16 protein-coding genes are annotated in these 17,263 nt (G+C 62.1%); 4 read left to right on the plus strand and 12 right to left on the minus strand.

Annotation, left to right across the window (positions count from 1 at the left end; all coding sequences use genetic code 11):
* Positions 1 to 10: 10 nt before the first annotated feature.
* The 3 genes from DK391_RS00205 to DK391_RS00215 are packed head-to-tail and all read right to left on the minus strand — an operon-like array spanning position 11 to position 3,750.
* Entirely contained in the window at positions 11 to 1,720 is a 1,710-nt protein-coding gene (locus DK391_RS00205) for an ABC transporter ATP-binding protein (protein ID WP_109475966.1), read from the minus strand.
* 10 nt (positions 1,721 to 1,730) lie between these two features.
* Positions 1,731 to 2,729: an ABC transporter permease gene (locus DK391_RS00210; RefSeq protein WP_109475967.1), complete on the minus strand. Its 999-nt coding sequence runs from the start codon at positions 2,727 to 2,729 to the stop codon at positions 1,731 to 1,733.
* 37 nt (positions 2,730 to 2,766) lie between these two features.
* A complete protein-coding gene (locus tag DK391_RS00215) occupies positions 2,767 to 3,750 on the minus strand; it encodes an ABC transporter permease (RefSeq protein WP_109475968.1) in 984 nt (327 codons plus the stop codon).
* A 265-nt stretch (positions 3,751 to 4,015) separates the two neighbouring features.
* Here DK391_RS00215 and DK391_RS00220 point away from each other — a divergent pair, with 265 nt between their 5' ends.
* A complete protein-coding gene (locus DK391_RS00220; RefSeq protein ID WP_109475969.1) occupies positions 4,016 to 5,632 on the plus strand; it encodes an ABC transporter substrate-binding protein in 1,617 nt (538 codons plus the stop codon).
* Between the two features lie 80 nt (positions 5,633 to 5,712).
* Here the strand turns inward: DK391_RS00220 and DK391_RS00225 are convergent, their stop codons facing one another.
* From DK391_RS00225 to DK391_RS00245, 5 genes are all read right to left on the minus strand, one after another.
* A complete protein-coding gene (locus tag DK391_RS00225) occupies positions 5,713 to 6,960 on the minus strand; it encodes an acyl-CoA dehydrogenase family protein (RefSeq protein WP_109475970.1) in 1,248 nt (415 codons plus the stop codon).
* 96 nt (positions 6,961 to 7,056) lie between these two features.
* Entirely contained in the window at positions 7,057 to 7,701 is a 645-nt protein-coding gene (locus tag DK391_RS00230) for a peroxidase-related enzyme (protein ID WP_109475971.1), read from the minus strand.
* Positions 7,702 to 7,904: 203 nt separating this feature from the next.
* Complete coding sequence (locus DK391_RS00235) at positions 7,905 to 8,255, minus strand: hypothetical protein (protein ID WP_109475972.1); 351 nt, start codon at positions 8,253 to 8,255, stop codon at positions 7,905 to 7,907.
* A 26-nt stretch (positions 8,256 to 8,281) separates the two neighbouring features.
* On the minus strand, positions 8,282 to 9,259 hold the full coding sequence (gene cysK / locus DK391_RS00240; protein ID WP_109475973.1) for a cysteine synthase A: 978 nt from the start codon (positions 9,257 to 9,259) through the stop codon (positions 8,282 to 8,284).
* Between the two features lie 251 nt (positions 9,260 to 9,510).
* Positions 9,511 to 9,714, minus strand: coding sequence for a cold-shock protein (locus tag DK391_RS00245; RefSeq protein WP_109475974.1), 204 nt, complete (start codon positions 9,712 to 9,714; stop codon positions 9,511 to 9,513).
* 325 nt (positions 9,715 to 10,039) lie between these two features.
* Between DK391_RS00245 and DK391_RS00250 the strand changes: the two genes are divergently transcribed.
* The gene (locus DK391_RS00250; protein WP_109475975.1) at positions 10,040 to 11,215 is read left to right on the plus strand and encodes an ABC transporter substrate-binding protein; all 1,176 of its coding nucleotides are present in this window, start codon (positions 10,040 to 10,042) and stop codon (positions 11,213 to 11,215) included.
* A 35-nt stretch (positions 11,216 to 11,250) separates the two neighbouring features.
* Here the strand turns inward: DK391_RS00250 and DK391_RS00255 are convergent, their stop codons facing one another.
* Positions 11,251 to 11,592 carry a hypothetical protein gene (locus DK391_RS00255; RefSeq protein ID WP_109475976.1) on the minus strand — a complete coding sequence of 114 codons (342 nt, stop codon included), beginning with the start codon at positions 11,590 to 11,592 and terminating at the stop codon, positions 11,251 to 11,253.
* A gap of 74 nt (positions 11,593 to 11,666) precedes the next feature.
* The gene (gene ahpC / locus DK391_RS00260) at positions 11,667 to 12,230 is read right to left on the minus strand and encodes an alkyl hydroperoxide reductase subunit C (RefSeq protein ID WP_109475977.1); all 564 of its coding nucleotides are present in this window, start codon (positions 12,228 to 12,230) and stop codon (positions 11,667 to 11,669) included.
* A 225-nt stretch (positions 12,231 to 12,455) separates the two neighbouring features.
* On the opposite strand from ahpC, the gene DK391_RS00265 reads away from it, so the two are divergent.
* Positions 12,456 to 13,319 carry an NADPH-dependent oxidoreductase gene (locus DK391_RS00265; RefSeq protein WP_109475978.1) on the plus strand — a complete coding sequence of 288 codons (864 nt, stop codon included), beginning with the start codon at positions 12,456 to 12,458 and terminating at the stop codon, positions 13,317 to 13,319.
* An 85-nt stretch (positions 13,320 to 13,404) separates the two neighbouring features.
* Here the strand turns inward: DK391_RS00265 and DK391_RS00270 are convergent, their stop codons facing one another.
* Entirely contained in the window at positions 13,405 to 14,994 is a 1,590-nt protein-coding gene (locus tag DK391_RS00270; RefSeq protein ID WP_109476155.1) for an ABC transporter substrate-binding protein, read from the minus strand.
* A 141-nt stretch (positions 14,995 to 15,135) separates the two neighbouring features.
* Complete coding sequence (locus DK391_RS00275) at positions 15,136 to 15,669, minus strand: OsmC family protein (protein ID WP_035994546.1); 534 nt, start codon at positions 15,667 to 15,669, stop codon at positions 15,136 to 15,138.
* Positions 15,670 to 15,954: 285 nt separating this feature from the next.
* Between DK391_RS00275 and DK391_RS00280 the strand changes: the two genes are divergently transcribed.
* A complete protein-coding gene (locus DK391_RS00280) occupies positions 15,955 to 17,196 on the plus strand; it encodes an SfnB family sulfur acquisition oxidoreductase (RefSeq protein ID WP_109475979.1) in 1,242 nt (413 codons plus the stop codon).
* The last annotated feature ends 67 nt before the right edge of the window (positions 17,197 to 17,263 follow it).

Here is a 17,263-nt window from a genome sequence, read left to right on the forward strand (position 1 = left end):
CCTTGCATGGTCATGCGGCCATCGATTCGCGCGCCCTGCCGGGAATCGCCTCGAGCAGCGTGCGCGTGTAGTCGTGTTGCGGGCGATGCCATATTTCGCCGTGCCCGCCGCTTTCGACGATGCGGCCCTGCTGCATCACATGCACGCGATCGGCGATATAGCGCACCACCGAAAGATCATGCGAAATGAACAGCAGCGACAGGCCGAGTTCCTGTTTCAGTTCAACCAGCAGATTGAGGATTTGCGCCTGAATGGATACGTCGAGCGCCGACACCGGCTCGTCGCAGATCAGCAACTCAGGTTCGAGCACCAGCGCGCGCGCAATGCCAATCCGTTGTCGCTGGCCGCCCGAGAACTCGTGTGGAAAGCGCGCCAGTGCCGCCGATGGCAGACGCACGCGATCGAGAATCCTGCGAACACGCGCGTCGCGTTCGCGCGCATCGCGCGTGCCGGTCACGATCAGCACGGTATCGAGAATCTGTGCCACCGTACGGCGCGGATTCAGCGACGCGTACGGATCCTGAAACACCATCTGCACCTTGCGGCGCAGCGGTCTCAACGCGCGCTCGCTCAACGGGACCAGATCGACGCCATCCAGCCGGATCTCGCCGTGCGCGACAGGAGCGAGCCGCATGATCGCGCGCGACAAGGTCGACTTGCCGCATCCCGACTCTCCGACAAGGCCCACGGATTCGCCGCGGCCAATCTCGAAGCTCGCGCCGTCCACCGCGCGCAGCACCGTGCGGGCATGCCGCTGCGTATAGTCGACGCGCAGATTGCGCACGGCGAGCAGTGGCGCCGTCTCCACCGAGGCTGCGCGCGCCGCTGCATCGCCATGTTGCGTCAGCGCGCGCGCCGCACGCGGCACGACCGTGAAGACAGCGTCGCCGCCTGCCGGCGTGTCGTGGCGAATCTCCGGTAACGTCGACGCCCGATAGTGCAGATCGTCCGCAAGATTCAACGATGCGCCCAGCAAGCCACGCGTGTACGCATGGCGCGGACGGGCAAAGATCTCCTGGGTGCGCGCTTCTTCGACCTTGTGCCCCGCCAGCATCACCGCGACACGGTCCGCATGATCCGCGACCACACCGAGATCGTGCGTGATCAGCAGCAGCGACATCGCCAGTTCCTTGCGCAACGCGTTCAGCAGTTCGAGGATGCGCGCCTGGATCGTCACATCGAGCGCCGTAGTCGGCTCGTCCGCGATCAGCAGACGCGGCCGGCATGCCACCGCCATTGCGATCATCACGCGCTGCCGCTGCCCGCCCGACAGTTCATGCGGATAGTCGGACACGCGGCGCTGCGGCTCGGGGATGCGCACCAGTTCCAGCAGTTCGACCGCGCGCTTGAGCGCCGCTGCTTTCGACAGCGACTCGTGCTGACGCAGCGTCTCGACAATCTGCTCGCCGATGGAGAGCACAGGATTGAGCGACGTCATCGGCTCCTGGAAGATCATCGCGATACGGCCACCGCGAACGTCGCGCATCTGCCGCGCGTTCAGATCGAGCAGTTCTTGCCCATCGAACAGGATGCTGCCCGTCACGCGGCCCGGCTCCGGAACAAGCCGCATCAGGGAGAGCGCCGTCGCTGACTTGCCGCAGCCCGATTCGCCCACCAGCGCGAGCGTCTCGCCCGCCGCGATATCGAAGCTGATGCCCCGCACCGCTTCATGCGCGCCGAAGCTGACGCGCAGATCCCGCACTTCGAGCAGTTGGCTCACGTCGCGCCTCTCAGGTTCGTTGCCGCAAGCGCGGATTCAGTGCATCGTTCAGACCATCGCCAAGCAGATTCAGCGCGAGCACCGCGAGCACGATCGCCGTGCCCGGTAAAGCCGTCAGATACCACGCAGTGCGCAGCGAGTCGCGTCCCGAGCCGATCATCGCGCCCCAGCTGACGACATTCGGGTCGCCCATGCCCAGGAACGACAGCGACGATTCGATCAGGATCGCGCTGGCGACCATCACGGAAGCCGTGACGATCACAGGCGGCAGCGCATTGGGAAGAATCTCGCCGAAGATGATGCGCGTGTTGCTGAAGCCTTCGCTGCGTGCGGCGAGCACGAAGTCGGAGCGCCGCAGCGATCGGAATTCGGCACGCACGATGCGCGCGACGGTCGGCCAGGAGGCAATCCCGATAGCGAGCGCGATCACCGTCACATTCGGCCGGCCAATCGCGACGATCACGATGACGAGCAGGAATGACGGGATCGTCTGGAAAAGTTCGGTGATACGCACCAGCAGGTTGTCGACGGTACCGCCGAAATAGCCGCCCGCCGCACCGACCAGCGTGCCGATCACGAGGCCCAGCGCCGCCGATGCCGCGCCGATCAGCAGCGACACGCGCGTGCCATGCGCGATGCCCGCCGCAACGTCGCGGCCCAAAGAATCGGTGCCGAGCCAGAATTGCGGGTCGGTGCCCGGCCATTCGAACGGCGCGCCGACCATGTCGAGGGGATCGCCGGGAAAAAGACGCGGCGCGAGCAGCGCCAGCGCGATGAAGGCGAGCAACAGCACGAGTCCGGCACACGCGGATGGATTGCGCAACAGCGCGCGCCATGCGCCGGCATGCGCGTGGCGCGGCGCATCGGCATCGGCATTGACCGCGCGGCGGCCGAACAGCGCGCCGCCCAGTTGACGCCGCCACGCTGAACCCGCGGACAGTGTGCTGACGGCATCGGCGGACACGCTCTCGCCTGTCTGGGTATGCACGTTTGACGATTCGGAACTCATCGCGAGCCTCCAGCCGGACGGAATAAAAGATGCCGCATCACGCGGCGATGCGCGGATCGAGCCACGCCTGCAGCAGATCCACCACCACGTTGGCGACGATCACCAGCAGCGACGAAAGCAGCAGCACGCCGAGCAGCACACTGAAATCGCGCGCCAGCACGGCATCCAGTGCGAGCCGGCCGAGCCCCGGCCAGCTGAACACCGTTTCCGTCACGGCCGCGCCGCCCAGCAGCGTGCCAAAGTGCATCGCGACGATGGTCGACAGCGGCATCAGCGCGTTGCGCAGCACATGACGCACGGTCACGCGCCATGGATGCAAGCCCTTTGCATGCGCCGTCCTGACGAAATCCTGGCGCTGCACTTCGAGCATCGCTGCGCGGGTGAGCCGCGCGTAGATCGCGACGAAGAACGTGGCGAGCGTGGTCGCGGGCAGCAACACATGCCTGAGCAGATCGGCCAGATACGCGAAGCCGGGCAGGTTCAGTCCGATCGTCACGTAGCCGCCGCTCGGCAACCAGCCGAGCCGCACCGAAAACAGCACGATCGCCAGCAAGCCGATCCAGAAACCCGGCGTCGAATAGAACAGCAGCGCCAACACCGACAGTACGCGGTCGGGCCATTTGCCGGCCCAATGCGCCATCACCGCGCCGAGCACGACGCCCACCACGATCGCCAGCGACAAGGCCACGCCCATCAGCAGCAGCGTATTCGGCAGGCGCGACAGGATCAGTTGCATCACGGGCATGTCATAGCGCGGCGAATAGCCGAGACTGAAGTGCGACAGATGCGTCAGATAGCTCCACAGCTGATGCAGCAGCGTCTGATCAAGGCCGAACTTCGCGCGCAGCATCGTCATCGTTTCGGCTGTCGCGGAACCGGCCTCGCCGGCGATCACGTCGGCGGCGTCGCCGGGCATCAGCTTGAGCAGGAAGAAGTTCAGCACGAGAATGCCGATCACCGTCGGCAGCGCCTGCCAGGCCGTCCGCAGCAGGATGGTCTGCCAGCGCACTCGTCGCGTCATGTCGTCGCTCTCCTTCGGGGCGTTGCTTGCGGTGGGGTATGCCGCCGCGGCGACGCAATCCATGCGATCACCAGGGCAAGCGAGCTCATCATGCTAGCAACGCGCCTCGCAACGGCGAACGAATCGATGCTGCTAACCATATGACCCGGCGTGACCCAGCGCGACCCAGTGCCCGGCGAATGCTAACGATAGGAAAATTCCTTCGTTCTGCGAAGCCGCAAGTCGAATCACCATGTGCGTCACCATGCCCGACAGGATTCGACACATGCCTCGTATCGATCGACGACAGTTTCTTGCGCTTGCCGGCACGCTGACGGCTGCTCTACCGTTCCCTTTTGGCGTGCCCGATGGTTTCGCAGCCGAGCTGACGCCGCGCCGCGGCGGCGTGCTGACACTGCTGGTCGATCCCGAGCCGCCCACCCTGCTGTCGGTCGCCAACACCGCCGGTTCGACCGTCAAGACCAGCGCGAAAACGAATGAAGGGTTGCTGAAGTACGGCTTCGACCTGCGCCCGCAGCCGCAACTCGCAACCGCCTGGCAAGTCAGCACGGATGGCCTGCAATACCGTTTCACGCTGCGGCGTGGCGTGAAATGGCATGACGGACGGCCTTTCACTTCGGCGGATGTGGCTTTCTCGATTGGCTTGCTGAAAGAGGTGCATCCGCGCGGACGCGGCACTTTCGCCAATGTGACGGAAGTGCGCACGCCGGACGACGTTACCGCCATCGTGATTCTGTCGAAACCGTCGCCCTATCTGCTGCAGGCTTTCGATGCCGCCGAGTCGCCCATCGTGCCTGCGCACCTGTATCGCGACACACCCGCGCCGAAGATCGCCGCGCATCCGAACAACAATGCGCCCGTCGGCACGGGCCCGTATCGTTTCAAGGAGTGGGTGCGCGGCTCGCATGTGATTTACGAACGCAATCCGGACTACTGGGACGGCGGAAAGCCGTACATCGACACGCTCATCGTCAAGTTCATCCCGGACCCGGCGGCCCGCGCCGCCGCGTTCGAATCGGGCGCTGTCGATCTGGGCGGAGAAAGCCCGGTGCCGCTGTCCGATCTCGCGCGCCTGCGCGACAACGCCACGCTGACACTCGACACGCGCGGCTACGAATATTCGATCACGCAGACGCGCATCGAATTCAATCTCGATCATCCGATTCTCGGCAAGCTGCCTGTACGTCAGGCGATTGCCCACGCACTCGACCGCAAGGTCATCCGCAATACGATCTGGTACGGCTATGCGGATGACTCGCCCACACCTATCGCGCCAGGCTCGCCCTTTCACGATCCGCGTCCGTCACCCTATCCGTACGATCCGAAGAAGGCCGAGGCATTACTGGATGCAGCCGGTTATCCGCGTCGCTCGGACGGCAAACGCTTTGCGCTCGTGCACGATTTCCTGCCGTATGGCGATGGCTTCAAGCGGGTTGCCGACTATCTGAAGCCCGCACTCGCCCGTGTCGGCATCGACGTGACGATCCGCGCGCAAGACTTTCCGACCTATATCCGGCGGGTGTATACGGAACGCGATTTCGAGTTCACGAACAATTCGATGGGGAATTTCTTCGATCCCACCGCAGGCGTGCAACGGCTCTACTGGTCACAAAACTTCAAGCGCGGCGTGCCGTTTTCCAATGGCGCTCATTACACCAACGCTGAAGTCGACCGGCTGCTCGAAGCGGCAGCCGTCGAACCGGACGCGGCGAAGCGGCGTGCGTTGTTCACGCAGTTTCAGCATATCGTCGAGGACGAACTGCCTGACATCAATCTGGTTTCACTGAAGCAGGTCACGATTGCCAACAAACGTGTGCAGGATCACACGACGACAGCATCGGGACTGAATGGCTCACTCGCCGATGTCTGGCTGCGCGCGTAAAGCCTTCAGAGAAGCGACCTGCACCCCAATTGCGCGCAACGATGTGAGCCCGCCCGATGATCGGGCAAGCTCACATCGCATCAAGCCGGCGCGCCCACCTTTCCGTGCACACCCAGCCACGACTGGCCGATGACCTCGTGCGACGCATCGGCGTTAGGCGGATGGAACGCGCCCGCGCGCACATCGCGGTACAGCCGCTCCAGTTCGTTACGTCGTGCCAGCGACCCCGCCCCTGCGATCTGCAGCGAGAGATTCACCACGCGCAGCGCGCCATCGACGGCATGCTGCTTGGCCGATAGCAGCTTCGCGAGCCAGGGCTCGCCCGCTGCATAGCCTCGCCACCAGTGTTCTGCCGTGCGTTCGAGCAGTGCCTCGATGCTCTCCAGTTCGATCGCGGCCTCAGCGACGCTCCACTGCGTCAGTGGCTTGAATGCATAGGTGCGGCCGGCCAGCGCCTGCGAGCGGCGCGTGGTGGCCGATGCGAGCGCCAGATCGAAAGCCCGTCTGGCGATGCCGTAATACACCGCGCCGAGGCCCGGCAGCACAGCGCCGAGTATGCCGTCCACGAACGGATCGTCGGGGTCGCCTGCCGGCAGCACGCGCGTGACATGTTCCTTCGAAGCGATTGCGCCGTCGAGCCAGGTGTCGTCGCTGCGCGTGGCGCGCAAGCCGAGGGCATCCCACGTCTGCTCCGTGCGATGCCCGCTGCTATCGCGCGAAATGAACGCATGCACGATCTTCGGGTTCGACGGGTCGCTGTCGTCGCGTCCATGCACGCCAAGCCAGTCCCATACGGGTGCCAGCGAGGTCAGCACCTTGTGGCCATCGAACTGGTAGCCGCCGTCCGCGAGCGGTGTCGCCTTCACGAACGAATCCGCCAGGCCGAGATCGTTGCCCGGCTCGCCATGTCCGGCCGCGAACACCTTGCCGGCCGCAATCTCGCGCAGAATCCACTCGGCGGAACGATCGCCACGCCGCCAGAGGTGCAGCGCTGCGCCTGCCCAGTACAGATGCATGTTCAGCGCGAGCGCTGTCGCCGGGGCGCGATATGCGAGCCGCACCTGCTCACGCACCAAGGCCGGCAGCGTGTAGCCCAAACCGCCGATTTCAAGCGGCACGCTCGCGCGCAGAAAACCCGCCTGCTTCAGTTCGGCGAGGTCTTCGTCGAAGAAGCGGTTGTCGCGATCATAGCCGGCTGCGCGTGCGCCGATCCGTTCGAGCAGTTCGTCCGACAGCAAAGGCTGGTCGGCATGCCCGGATGGCGCGAGCGCGAAAGGCGTTACGGTTTCCTTCGGAACCACCTCTGCATGTTCCAGTGTTGTACTCATGGTGAATTGGCTCAGTCGTAGGGTGTCGTTCGTTGCGGAAGATAAATGACGGACTGGACTTCAGGCGTGCCGCGCAAATGCGGATCGACAAGGCATTCAGTGCAGATCGCGGCCCGCGAAGAACTGATCGTCGGGGACCACGTTGAGCGCGATCGTCAGGCGGTTTGCATAGCTGAAAAACGCGGAGATTTCGAGAGCCTCCGTTACGGCCTCGCGGGTGAAGCCCGCTTGCCTCAGGCGCTGGAGTTCGGCTTCGTCGATCGTGGCCGGTTCGCGCGTGAGACGTTCGGCCAGTTCGGCGAGCGCGTTTTCTCTGGCCGTCAGGCGTACATGATGAAAGCCTTGCGCGATGCGTTGCGCACGCACGGTGTCGCCGATTGCCGCGGCGAGCGCCTGCGTGTGATTGAACACGCAATAGCTGCACTGGTTAGCCGCTGATGTCACGACGGCGATCAGTTCGCGTTCCGCCGCTGTCAGATGGCTGCGCTGCGGATCGAACAGGTGCTCATAGAACACGACCAGCCGATACGCCGTGTCGGGGTTCACCGACAATGCGGCGAGCCAGTTTGGCACGAAGCCGTATTGCCGGCGGAACTTCGCATAAATGTCGGCGACGTGCGGCGGCAAGCTGCTTTCGTCGGGAATGCCGAAGCGGGAAATGGGTTCGTGCGCTGAATCGTGGTTGCCCGGCGCGGCGCGATCGAGCGAAAAGGCTTTTGCTTCGGAAGCAAGGGTCGACATCAGGTTACTCCTCGAAATCAGGTGGGCCTGCCTGACACGATAGTGCAAGCACCAACGCTTCGTATGCCTGATTTCTGATAAGCAACTGACCGTGGCTCGTATCGACGCGACGCAGTGTCGAAAGGTGTGATGGCTATCGACGTCACACGCTCGCCCGGCTTGCCTCGTCCAGCGGGTATTGGCAGACCGCGTCTGGAAACGAATCAAAGCAGTTCGTCGCCGAATTCGATTACGTAGACCTGCGTAGCACCGAGTTCAGCCGCGGCGCGAATACGTTCGTAGATGAGCAATGCACCGACCAGCTTCGCATTGCACCGGGCGCTGAACTCGGCCTGCTCGGCCTCCGTCAGTCGGTCGTATCGATCGAGCACATCGTGCTGGAAACGAAGCAGGATAGCGGGCGTATCGGGTCCGCGCGGGTTGCTGACCGTGAGTCCCACGAACGTCTTTTCGCTCGATTCAGGTCCGGCGATATGCGCGTCCCGATCGAATCGCCCCGCGAGGACATTGGCGACCCGCTGCAACGCCTGTCTTTCTATCGCATAGGTCGCCATACGCCTCTCCTGCGAAAGTGTGCCGGTTACGAACCGATTCCCTGGGCGTCGAAAACACCTTCGTACAGCACGGTGCTCAGATAGCGTTCGCCTGAGTCGGGCAGAATGACGACGATCGTCTTGCCTGCGTTTTCCGGGCGCCTGGCAAGCCGCACGGCCACGGCGACGGCTGCACCCGACGAAATCCCCGAAAGTATGCCCTCTTCTCTGGCAAGACGTTGTGCGTAGAGGATCGACTCTTCATTGGTGACCTGCTCGATGTCATCGACGAGCGAGAGATCCAGCACGTCGGGAACGAAGCCCGCGCCGATACCCTGAATCTTGTGCGGCGCCGGCTTGAGCGGCTCACCTGCCCGCGTCTGCGTGAGGATCGGGCTGGCGGCTGGCTCGACCGCGACAGACAGGATCGGCTTGCCTTTGGTTTGCTTGAAAAACCGCGAGATGCCAGTGATCGTGCCACCCGTACCGACGCCCGACACGAGGATGTCGAGCTTGCCGTCGGTGTCTTCCCAGATTTCCGGGGCGGTGGTTTTTTCGTGGATGGCGGGGTTTGCCGGATTCTTGAACTGCTGCAGCAAAACGTAGCGATCAGGTTCGGCAGCAGCGATTTCTTCGGCTTTCGCCACTGCACCCGGCATGCCGCGCGCGCCCTCCGTCAGTACCAGCTTCGCGCCGAATGCGATGAGCAGCTTGCGCCGTTCGATGCTCATCGTTTCGGGCATCGTGAGCGTCAGCGGAATGCCGCGTGCCGCTGCCACGTAGGCAAGGGCAATGCCTGTATTGCCGCTGGTGGGTTCGATGATTTCCTTGCCGGGGCCGAGCAGGCCGCGCGATTCAGCATCCCAGATCATCGCGGTGCCGATGCGGCACTTGACGGAATAGGCGGGGTTTCTGGCTTCGATTTTCGCCAGGATCGTGGCGGGGGCATGCTCCGTGATGCGGTTGAGGCGAATCAGCGGCGTGCGGCCGATTGAACGTGAGTTGTCTTCGAACCAATGTGTCATGGTCGTTTCCTGTTTGCCTGCGACGGGGAGTGGGTTTCAGTCTAAAGCGGCGGATCGCGGAGTCAAGCGTTAACGCCCCAACCCAAACAGAAGCCCCAAAAAAAAGCCCGGACGATCGGGTCCGGGCCAAAAAAAAGCTCGCGATTCGCAGGCACGAGCTAGACGTGAAAGCCAGGTGGTCATATCGGCATCTAAAGGAACAGACGGCAACGTTATGCCTGCCCCAGAACCCGCCATAGCGGGCCACCACCTCAGAGCGGCTTGATATCGGACGCCTGTCTGCCTTTAGGCCCCTGCCTGACTTCAAAACTCACCCGCTGATCTTCTTTCAGCGACTTGAAGCCCTCCGTGCGCACTTCGGAAAAATGCGCAAACAGATCATCGCTGCCGTCGTCCGGCTGGATGAAACCGAAACCCTTTGCATCGTTGAACCACTTGACCTTACCTGTTGCCATGAGCATTCCCTGAAATGTGAGAACTGGACCTCAGGCGTAGGCGTTTCGCGCATGCATGCGCTCCGTTGCTGCCGGGTCCAGTTGCGTCGCGCAGATATCGGATCCACACGCCGTCACTTCAACAATACGGGAAACGTCGGGTAGCGGGAACGAACGATTTCTTCAATGTTTATCAAGTACGCATCACAACGTTTGATCGTGCATCGACGACTCGCCGCGCGATAAGCAAATGCCCGATGCAGATATGGATATGTCAATCGCTTCGTTGTCGGGCGATGGGCTTGCGTTGGAGACTCCGCACTCCGACTCCTCTGGAAGCCTTCTCATGTCTCTCACACGTTCATCTTCTTTGCGCCGAAGACTTCTGCTTTCCGCCGGTGCCGCGCTCGCCCTGTCCTTTTTCGGCGTGGCATCCGCGGCCCCTGCCGCTGGCGAACCCGTGTTCTTTGGCGTGAGCGACCCGCTTACCGGCCCGAATGCCCAATACGGTGCGCAATGGAAAGCAGGCTTCGATCTCGCGCTCGATGAAATCAACGCAAATGGCGGCATCAACGGCCGCCCCTTGCAATACGTGTTCGAAGACAGCCAGAGCGACCCGCGCCAGGCCGTCGGCATCGCGCAGAAGTTTGTCGACGACAAACGCATCCTCATCGAACTCGGCGATTTCTCGAGCCCGGCGTCGATGGCGGCGTCGCCCATCTATCAGCGAGCGGGACTCGAGCAACTCGGCTTCACCAACTCGCATCCCGACTTTACCAAGGGCGGCGACTTTATCTGGAGTCCGTCCGTCAGCCAGGCAGATGCACAGCCGTTGCTCGCGGATCTTGCCGTCAAGCAGGGATTCCGGCACATTGCCGTGCTCTTCCAGAACACCGATTGGGGCCGCGCCAGCAAGGATGTCTTTGTGAAAGCCGCCGCGGCGCGCGGCGCGCAAGTCGTGGCGGCCGAAGGTTATCAGCCCACCGACAAGGATTTCCGCGCGACCTTGCTGCGCGCCCGCGATGCGAAGCCCGATGCGCTGGTGCTGATTTCCTACTATTCAGACGGTGCGCAGATCGCCCGCCAGGCACGCGCAAGCGGCATCGACTTGCCCATCGTCGCCGCGAGCTCCGTGTACTCGCCGAAATTCATGGAGCTTGGCGGCGATGCCGTCAACGGCGTCACCACCAATACCAGTTTCTTCCCGGATGACCCGAGCCCCGAGGTGCAGCATTTCGTGCGTGCCTTCAAGGCAAAATACAACCGTCAGCCGGACGCCTTCAACGCGTTTGCGTATGACGCCACCATCATCGCTGCTTACGCGTTGCGCACCGGGGGCCTGGACCGGCGAGGCGTACGCGACGCGCTGCCCAAACTGCATGACGTGCCGAGCGTCGTATTCGGCAAGGCCAATTTCGATCCGACCACGCGACGCGTGATCGGTGTCAAAAGCGTCAATCTCGTCGTACAGAATGGACAGTGGACGCTACTCGGCAGCAAGCCCGCGCTGGCGGTAAAGTAAATCGGCAACCCCGTGGCGCGCGATGCGCCACGCTCTCAGCGGCGCACGAGCATCGCAAGTGAGCGGTGCGCATCGAGTTCGCGGTCGTAGCCTCTCAGCACGCCGTCTATCCGGCGTGTCCGAGGCGGCGTAGCGACCGTTGTCACCTCGGAGAGTGCAGCAGATCTGGGTTGTGGCGCCGCGCCCGCCAGACAGTAGCCCACATCGCGCCGCGCGTTGCTGCAGGCGCGCACCTTGCCCTCATCAATCAGCGTAGCGAGCGCGGCTTCCACGGCCTGTTCGGATACCTCGAACAGACGGGCGAAAGTGACAGCGGTGTAGACGCGGTTATAGCGCATTTTCAGCATCAGACTTTCGATCAACGGATCCTTGCTCATAGAGTTGCCATGACGGTTTGGAAATCGAAGGCGCGCCCGAAACTTGCGCCCTGAAGTGGCGCGATGCCCGGCGTTCAGATCTTGCCCACCAGATCGAGCGACGGTGTCAGCGTGTCGGCGCCGGGCGTCCATTTGGCCGGGCAGACTTCGCCGGGATGCGACGCGACATATTGCGCGGCCTGCACCTTGCGCAACAGTTCGCTCGCGTCGCGGCCAATACCGTTGTCGTGCACTTCGTAGAGTTTGATCTGGCCTTCGGGGTTGATCACGAACGTGCCGCGCAAGGCCAGCCCTTCTTCCTCGATGAGCACATCGAAGTTGCGCGCGAGTGTCGCCGTCGGATCGGCGACCAGCGGATATTGCACCTTGTTGATGGTCTCCGACGTATCGTGCCAGGCCTTGTGCGTGAAATGCGTGTCTGTCGATACACCGTAAATTTCGACGCCCAGCTTCTGGAACTCGCCGTAGTGATCGGCCAGATCGCCCAGTTCCGTCGGGCACACAAAGGTGAAATCAGCGGGATAGAAGACCACGACGGACCATTTGCCCTTGAAGTTCTCTTCGCTGACGGGCACGAATTCACCGCGATGGTACGCAGTCGACTTGAACGGCTTCACCTGGGTATTGATGAGAGACATAACTTTCCTTGAACGTTTGAGAACCACACGAAAGAGGTCGTTAAACGTTATCTGGCCTGGCGACACAAGAGAAATAAGCATTTTGCACATGCAAATGCCGATCTGTTGGTCGTTGAATCAACCCATGCAAGGTATCGTGATGCGGCAACCGCGCGCGGCTTGCCGGACGCCGCTGTGTTGGCGCATCGAAAGCAATCCATTGCATCAGCAACCTTGCGAGAAAACATGTCCACCGAAAACACGCTCGAACTCGTCCCGCGTCACCCTGCTTCCGGCACTCCCGACGCAGCATTTCAGGCACGTTACGGCACCCCCTTCAAGCATGCATTGCCGGACTGGAACGACACGCTGGAAACGCTGCTCGCGCATCGTTCGGTGCGGGCCTTCAGCGAGCGCCCACTACCCGCAGGCACGCTGGAAACACTGATTGCCGCCGCACAATCGGCGCCGAGTTCGTCGAACCTGCAGACGTGGAGTGTGGTCGCCGTCGAAGACGTGCAGCGAAAAGGCCGCCTGTCGGTTCTGGCAGGCAATCAGGCGCACATCCGGGACGCGCCGCTGCTGCTCGTGTGGCTCGCCGACCTCGCCAGACTCGAAGCGGTGGCGGCCCGCGCCGGCGTGCAGCCGGAGGGCCTGCACTATCTCGAGACCCTGCTGGTTGGCGTGATCGACGCAGCGTTGGCTGCGCAAAACGCCGTGGTCGCGCTCGAGTCGCTGGGTCTTGGCTCGGTTTACATCGGCGCTATCCGCAACGCGCCTCAACAGGTCGCGGCGGAACTCGCGCTGCCGCCGCATGTGTTGCCCGTGTTCGGCCTGTGTGTCGGATACGCGGATCCCGCCCGCCGTGCGGAAGTTAAACCGCGCTTGCCGCAGTCCGTCGTGCTGCATCGCGAACATTACGACGCGCATGCACAGCCTGCGGGTATCGCACGCTATGACGAGATTCTCGCCGGGTTCCAGGCTCGCCAGGGGCAGTCCGACGCATCGTGGACGGAGCGTTCGGTCGAGCGCTGGCGTACACGCGAATCACTGCATGGCCGCGACCGTCTGCGCGATGCGCTCAATGCGCTTGGTTTCGAATTGCGTTGACGGCGTTGGCAGGTAACGCATCGGCGCTGATCGCGACTCAGGCATGCGGTACGGCGTGACATCGCCGTACCGCAACCATGACACCTCAAGGCTGGATGTAGAGATCGGCGAAATTGCCCCGCAGGCCTTCGCCCGTCGGTGCATAGTCCTTCACTTTCTTCGAAACGATCGTGATGTTGGGATTCGCGCCAAACTCGATCGACGGAATGTCTTCGTGCACGATCTGCTGGAACTGGATGAATAGTTGCCGGCGCTTCGTCTCGTCCGTCTCCACGGAAGCCGCTTCGAGCAGACGGTCTACTTCAGGGTTCGAGTAGTGCGCCGCGTTCGAAAACGGCAAGCCGATCTTGAAGTTCTTCGACCAGAATACGCGCTGCACGCCTACCGTCGGATCGAATACGTTGGCGAGTGCTTCCAGCGTGATATCGAATGCGCGATCCGTATAGGCCTTCTTCACGTAAGTCGCGAAGTCATAACTTTCGATTTCCGCGTCGATGCCCACCCGCGCGAGCGACTTGCGCACGAAGTCAGCCGCGCGCGGGTCCTGAAACGGATTGAACAGCAGCCGCAGACTGAAGCGCTTCCCGTCCGCACCGCGCTTCAGTCCTGCCGCATCGAGCGCTGCGTTGGCCTGAGCGATGTCATACGGAAAATAGTGAATATCGGCATCGTGATACTTCGTGTTGGCCACGCCGATGGCCGCCGCCGAAACCTGACCGTAGCCGTACCAGACCACGCGGTTCAATGCATTCACGTCCACCGCCTGCGATATCGCCTTGCGCACCGCCTTGTCCTTGAGGACGGGGGTGTCGAGGTTGAAGATCAGCTGCTGATGGTTGCTGACATAAGGCCAGTTGGTCGTGTCCACATTGAAATTGGGCAGCGCCGTGAATCGTTTGACGTCCGCGAGCGGAATGGCCTGATCGCCGAGATTGGCGGCACCTGATTCGAGCGCCGCTGCACGGGCTGCGCCATCAGGCAGAAAGCGCACGATGATCTTGTCGACATAGGGCTTCGGCTTGTCCCAGTAGTCCGGATTGCGCTCAAGAAGAATATGGCTGCCGTGAACAAATGATTTGAAAACGAACGGCCCCGTCCCGACGGGCGCGCTATTGTACGGATTGGACACGATGTCCGTGCCCTCATACAGGTGTTTGGGGATGATGGGCGACTCGGAGCCCGACAGTGCCGTTAGCAGAAACGGCGCCGGTTTCGACAACTGGATGATCGCGGTGTACGGGTCCGGCGTCCTGACGTCGGTGACGTTCGCGAATGTGCTGCGCCCACGCGGATGCACCTGCTTGAGCGTCAAAATCGAAAAGGCAACGTCGGCGGACGTGAACGGCTTGCCGTCGTGCCACTTCACGCCCTGCCGCAACGTGAAGCGGTATTCGAGTCCGTCCTTGCTGACTGACCATGCGCTGGCCAGCAGCGGCTGAGGATTCAGATTCTTGTCGTAGGTAAGCAGGCCTTCGACCACCTTCGGGCCGATTTCCGCATTGCCGCCCGCCGTCGTGGTGAGGGGAACGATGGACGCCGGCTCGGGTGTGACAAGCCATGTCAACGTGCCGCCGTGGTCCGGCGCAGCAAGCGCGGGCGCAAGGCCAGCGCCCGTCAGCGTGATCGCGATCAACGCGCCCAGCAAGGTTCCCCGTAGTCTGCTTCGCATGCTCATACCTGTCCCCATTATTTTTGAATGACGGATGGTAAGGCGTGCCTTGCAAAACGAAAAACAAGCAAAAGAGATTAGCTTTGCATCGAGGATTCACCGTGCAGGCCGACAGTCAATGCGACGACAGCCAGCCACCTGCTGCACCTATGCCGTCGCTGCGTGCCGCAACTCGCCTTCGATCGTCTGCGGATTCTTGAGCAGATTGAAGATCGGGCAGACCGCTTCGACCGCTTCATGCAACGCACGAATAGCTTCGGGCGACTCAGGCGAGACGATATCGAGCGTATAGCGAATGTTGTGCGGGAAAATCGGCACGTGTTCGAAACCGGGTTGCTGCGCAAGCGGATGCTGCTCACCCGTCACTTCCACCTCTATCGAATCGATCCGCAATTCGCGCTCTGCCGCCTGAATCAGGGTGATGTGCGTGAGGCAGCTTCCGAGTACGCCAAGCTGCAATTCAGGCGACGCCGGCCCGAGGTTATAGCCCGCGAAATCTTCGGGGCTATCGCTGATCACCTGGAAATCGCGAATGCGGATCTCGCGCACACCGCTGCGCCCTAATGCGCGCACGTTCGCTTTCAGCTGATTCGCCTTGATATGCGGGTCTTTGCGCGCCGCTGCGCGCTTCGCGAGCCACGCCGCACGCTTCTGCACCAGATACTCGTTGAGACTTGTCATGGTTCGATGATTCGAATTGTCTTAGAGGAAGCAACGTGAAAGCCGTGGAGCAGATGTCGCCATCAACCGCCTCCACGCAACACGACAACATAACCAGCCCGTGTGCACGCGTGAACCAAGCGATTCTGCTTTGCTTACGCCGATGCTTCATTTCACCGTTCGATGAATCACATATGAATAGAAACTTTTATTCGTTGTCCACGGTATCTGTTGGCTGATAACTTCCGATGCTTATCAAGCCGGACGGCACCTGCCGTTCCGGGATAAACAGCTTTGGAGCCATGGATGAGTGCCCACGCGCCGGATATCACGTTGCCCGGAAACAGCGGAACTGCGCCGCGCGACTATCCGGCGGCACATATCATCGGCTCGGACGATGAAGCGATTCGCGTCGCACAGGAACTGGCCAGACATTTCGCCATCGATGCCGCACGCCGCGATAGCGAACGCATCTTGCCGTACGACGAACTGAACGCCTGCTCGAACGCCGGTTTGTGGGCCATCACAGTGCCTACCGCATACGGCGGCGCGCAGGTTTCCTACGCGACGGTGGCCCGCGTGTTCGCGATTCTCGCGGCGGCCGACCCGTCTATTGCACAGATCCAGCAGAACCATAACAGCGCGGTCTTCTGGCTCTGGAAAACAGGTAACGCGCGACAGCGCGAATTCTTTCTAGGCGAGATTCTGCGCGGTGCGCGCTTCGGCAATGCGAACGTGGATGTGGGTGGACGGCGGCCCACCGGGTCAGCGATGACCATCGCGCCGGACGGCGACGGCTTCCGTCTGTCGGGCACCAAACTGTACTCGACGGGGGCGCTGTTCGCCGAGTATGTCTCGACCATTGGTCAGGACGAGCAGGGACGCCGCGTCGTCGCAATTGTGCCGGCAGGACATCCTGGCATGAAGATTCTCGACGACTGGCAGAGCTTCGGCCAGAAGACGACGGCAAGCGGGACCGTGATTTTCGACGACGTATGGGTACCTGCCCTCAACGTGCTGCCGATATACCGCAGCTACGCGGAGTGGCCGCAGAACGCTGTCACGCAGATCAGCCACGTGGGCATCGATGCGGGCATCGCGCGTGCCGCCATCGACGCGACGATCGGCTTCATCCGCGATCGCGACGCTACATTGGCAGCAAGCGGCATCCCGCCCGTCGCTGCCGACCCGTACGTGATTTTCCAGCTAGGTGGCCTGAAGACACGACTGCATGCAGCAGAAGCGATGATGGACCGCGCCGGCCGCGAGATCGACCGTTGTCTTGCCGATACCGGACCCGACACGATTGCCAGCGCATCGATTGCGGTCGCGGAAGCCAAAGCCTTGACTACCGAGATCGCCGTGGACGCCACCAATCAACTGTTCGAACTTGCAGGCACGCGTTCGACGCATCCGTCATTCAATCTCGACCGGCATTGGCGCAATGCACGGGTTCACACGCTGCACGATCCCGTGCGGTGGAAATACGCGGCGGTCGGCAACTTCTATCTGAACGGTGTGCGGCCGCCCACCTCGGGGCAGACCTGAGTCTCGCGCAGCTCATGTGTGTGCCGCTTACGCGGCCAATGCCTCGTTCGATCAACACCGTATCTCT

Source organism: Paraburkholderia sp. C35, assembly GCF_003121405.1.
Classification (GTDB): Bacteria; Pseudomonadota; Gammaproteobacteria; order Burkholderiales; family Burkholderiaceae; genus Paraburkholderia.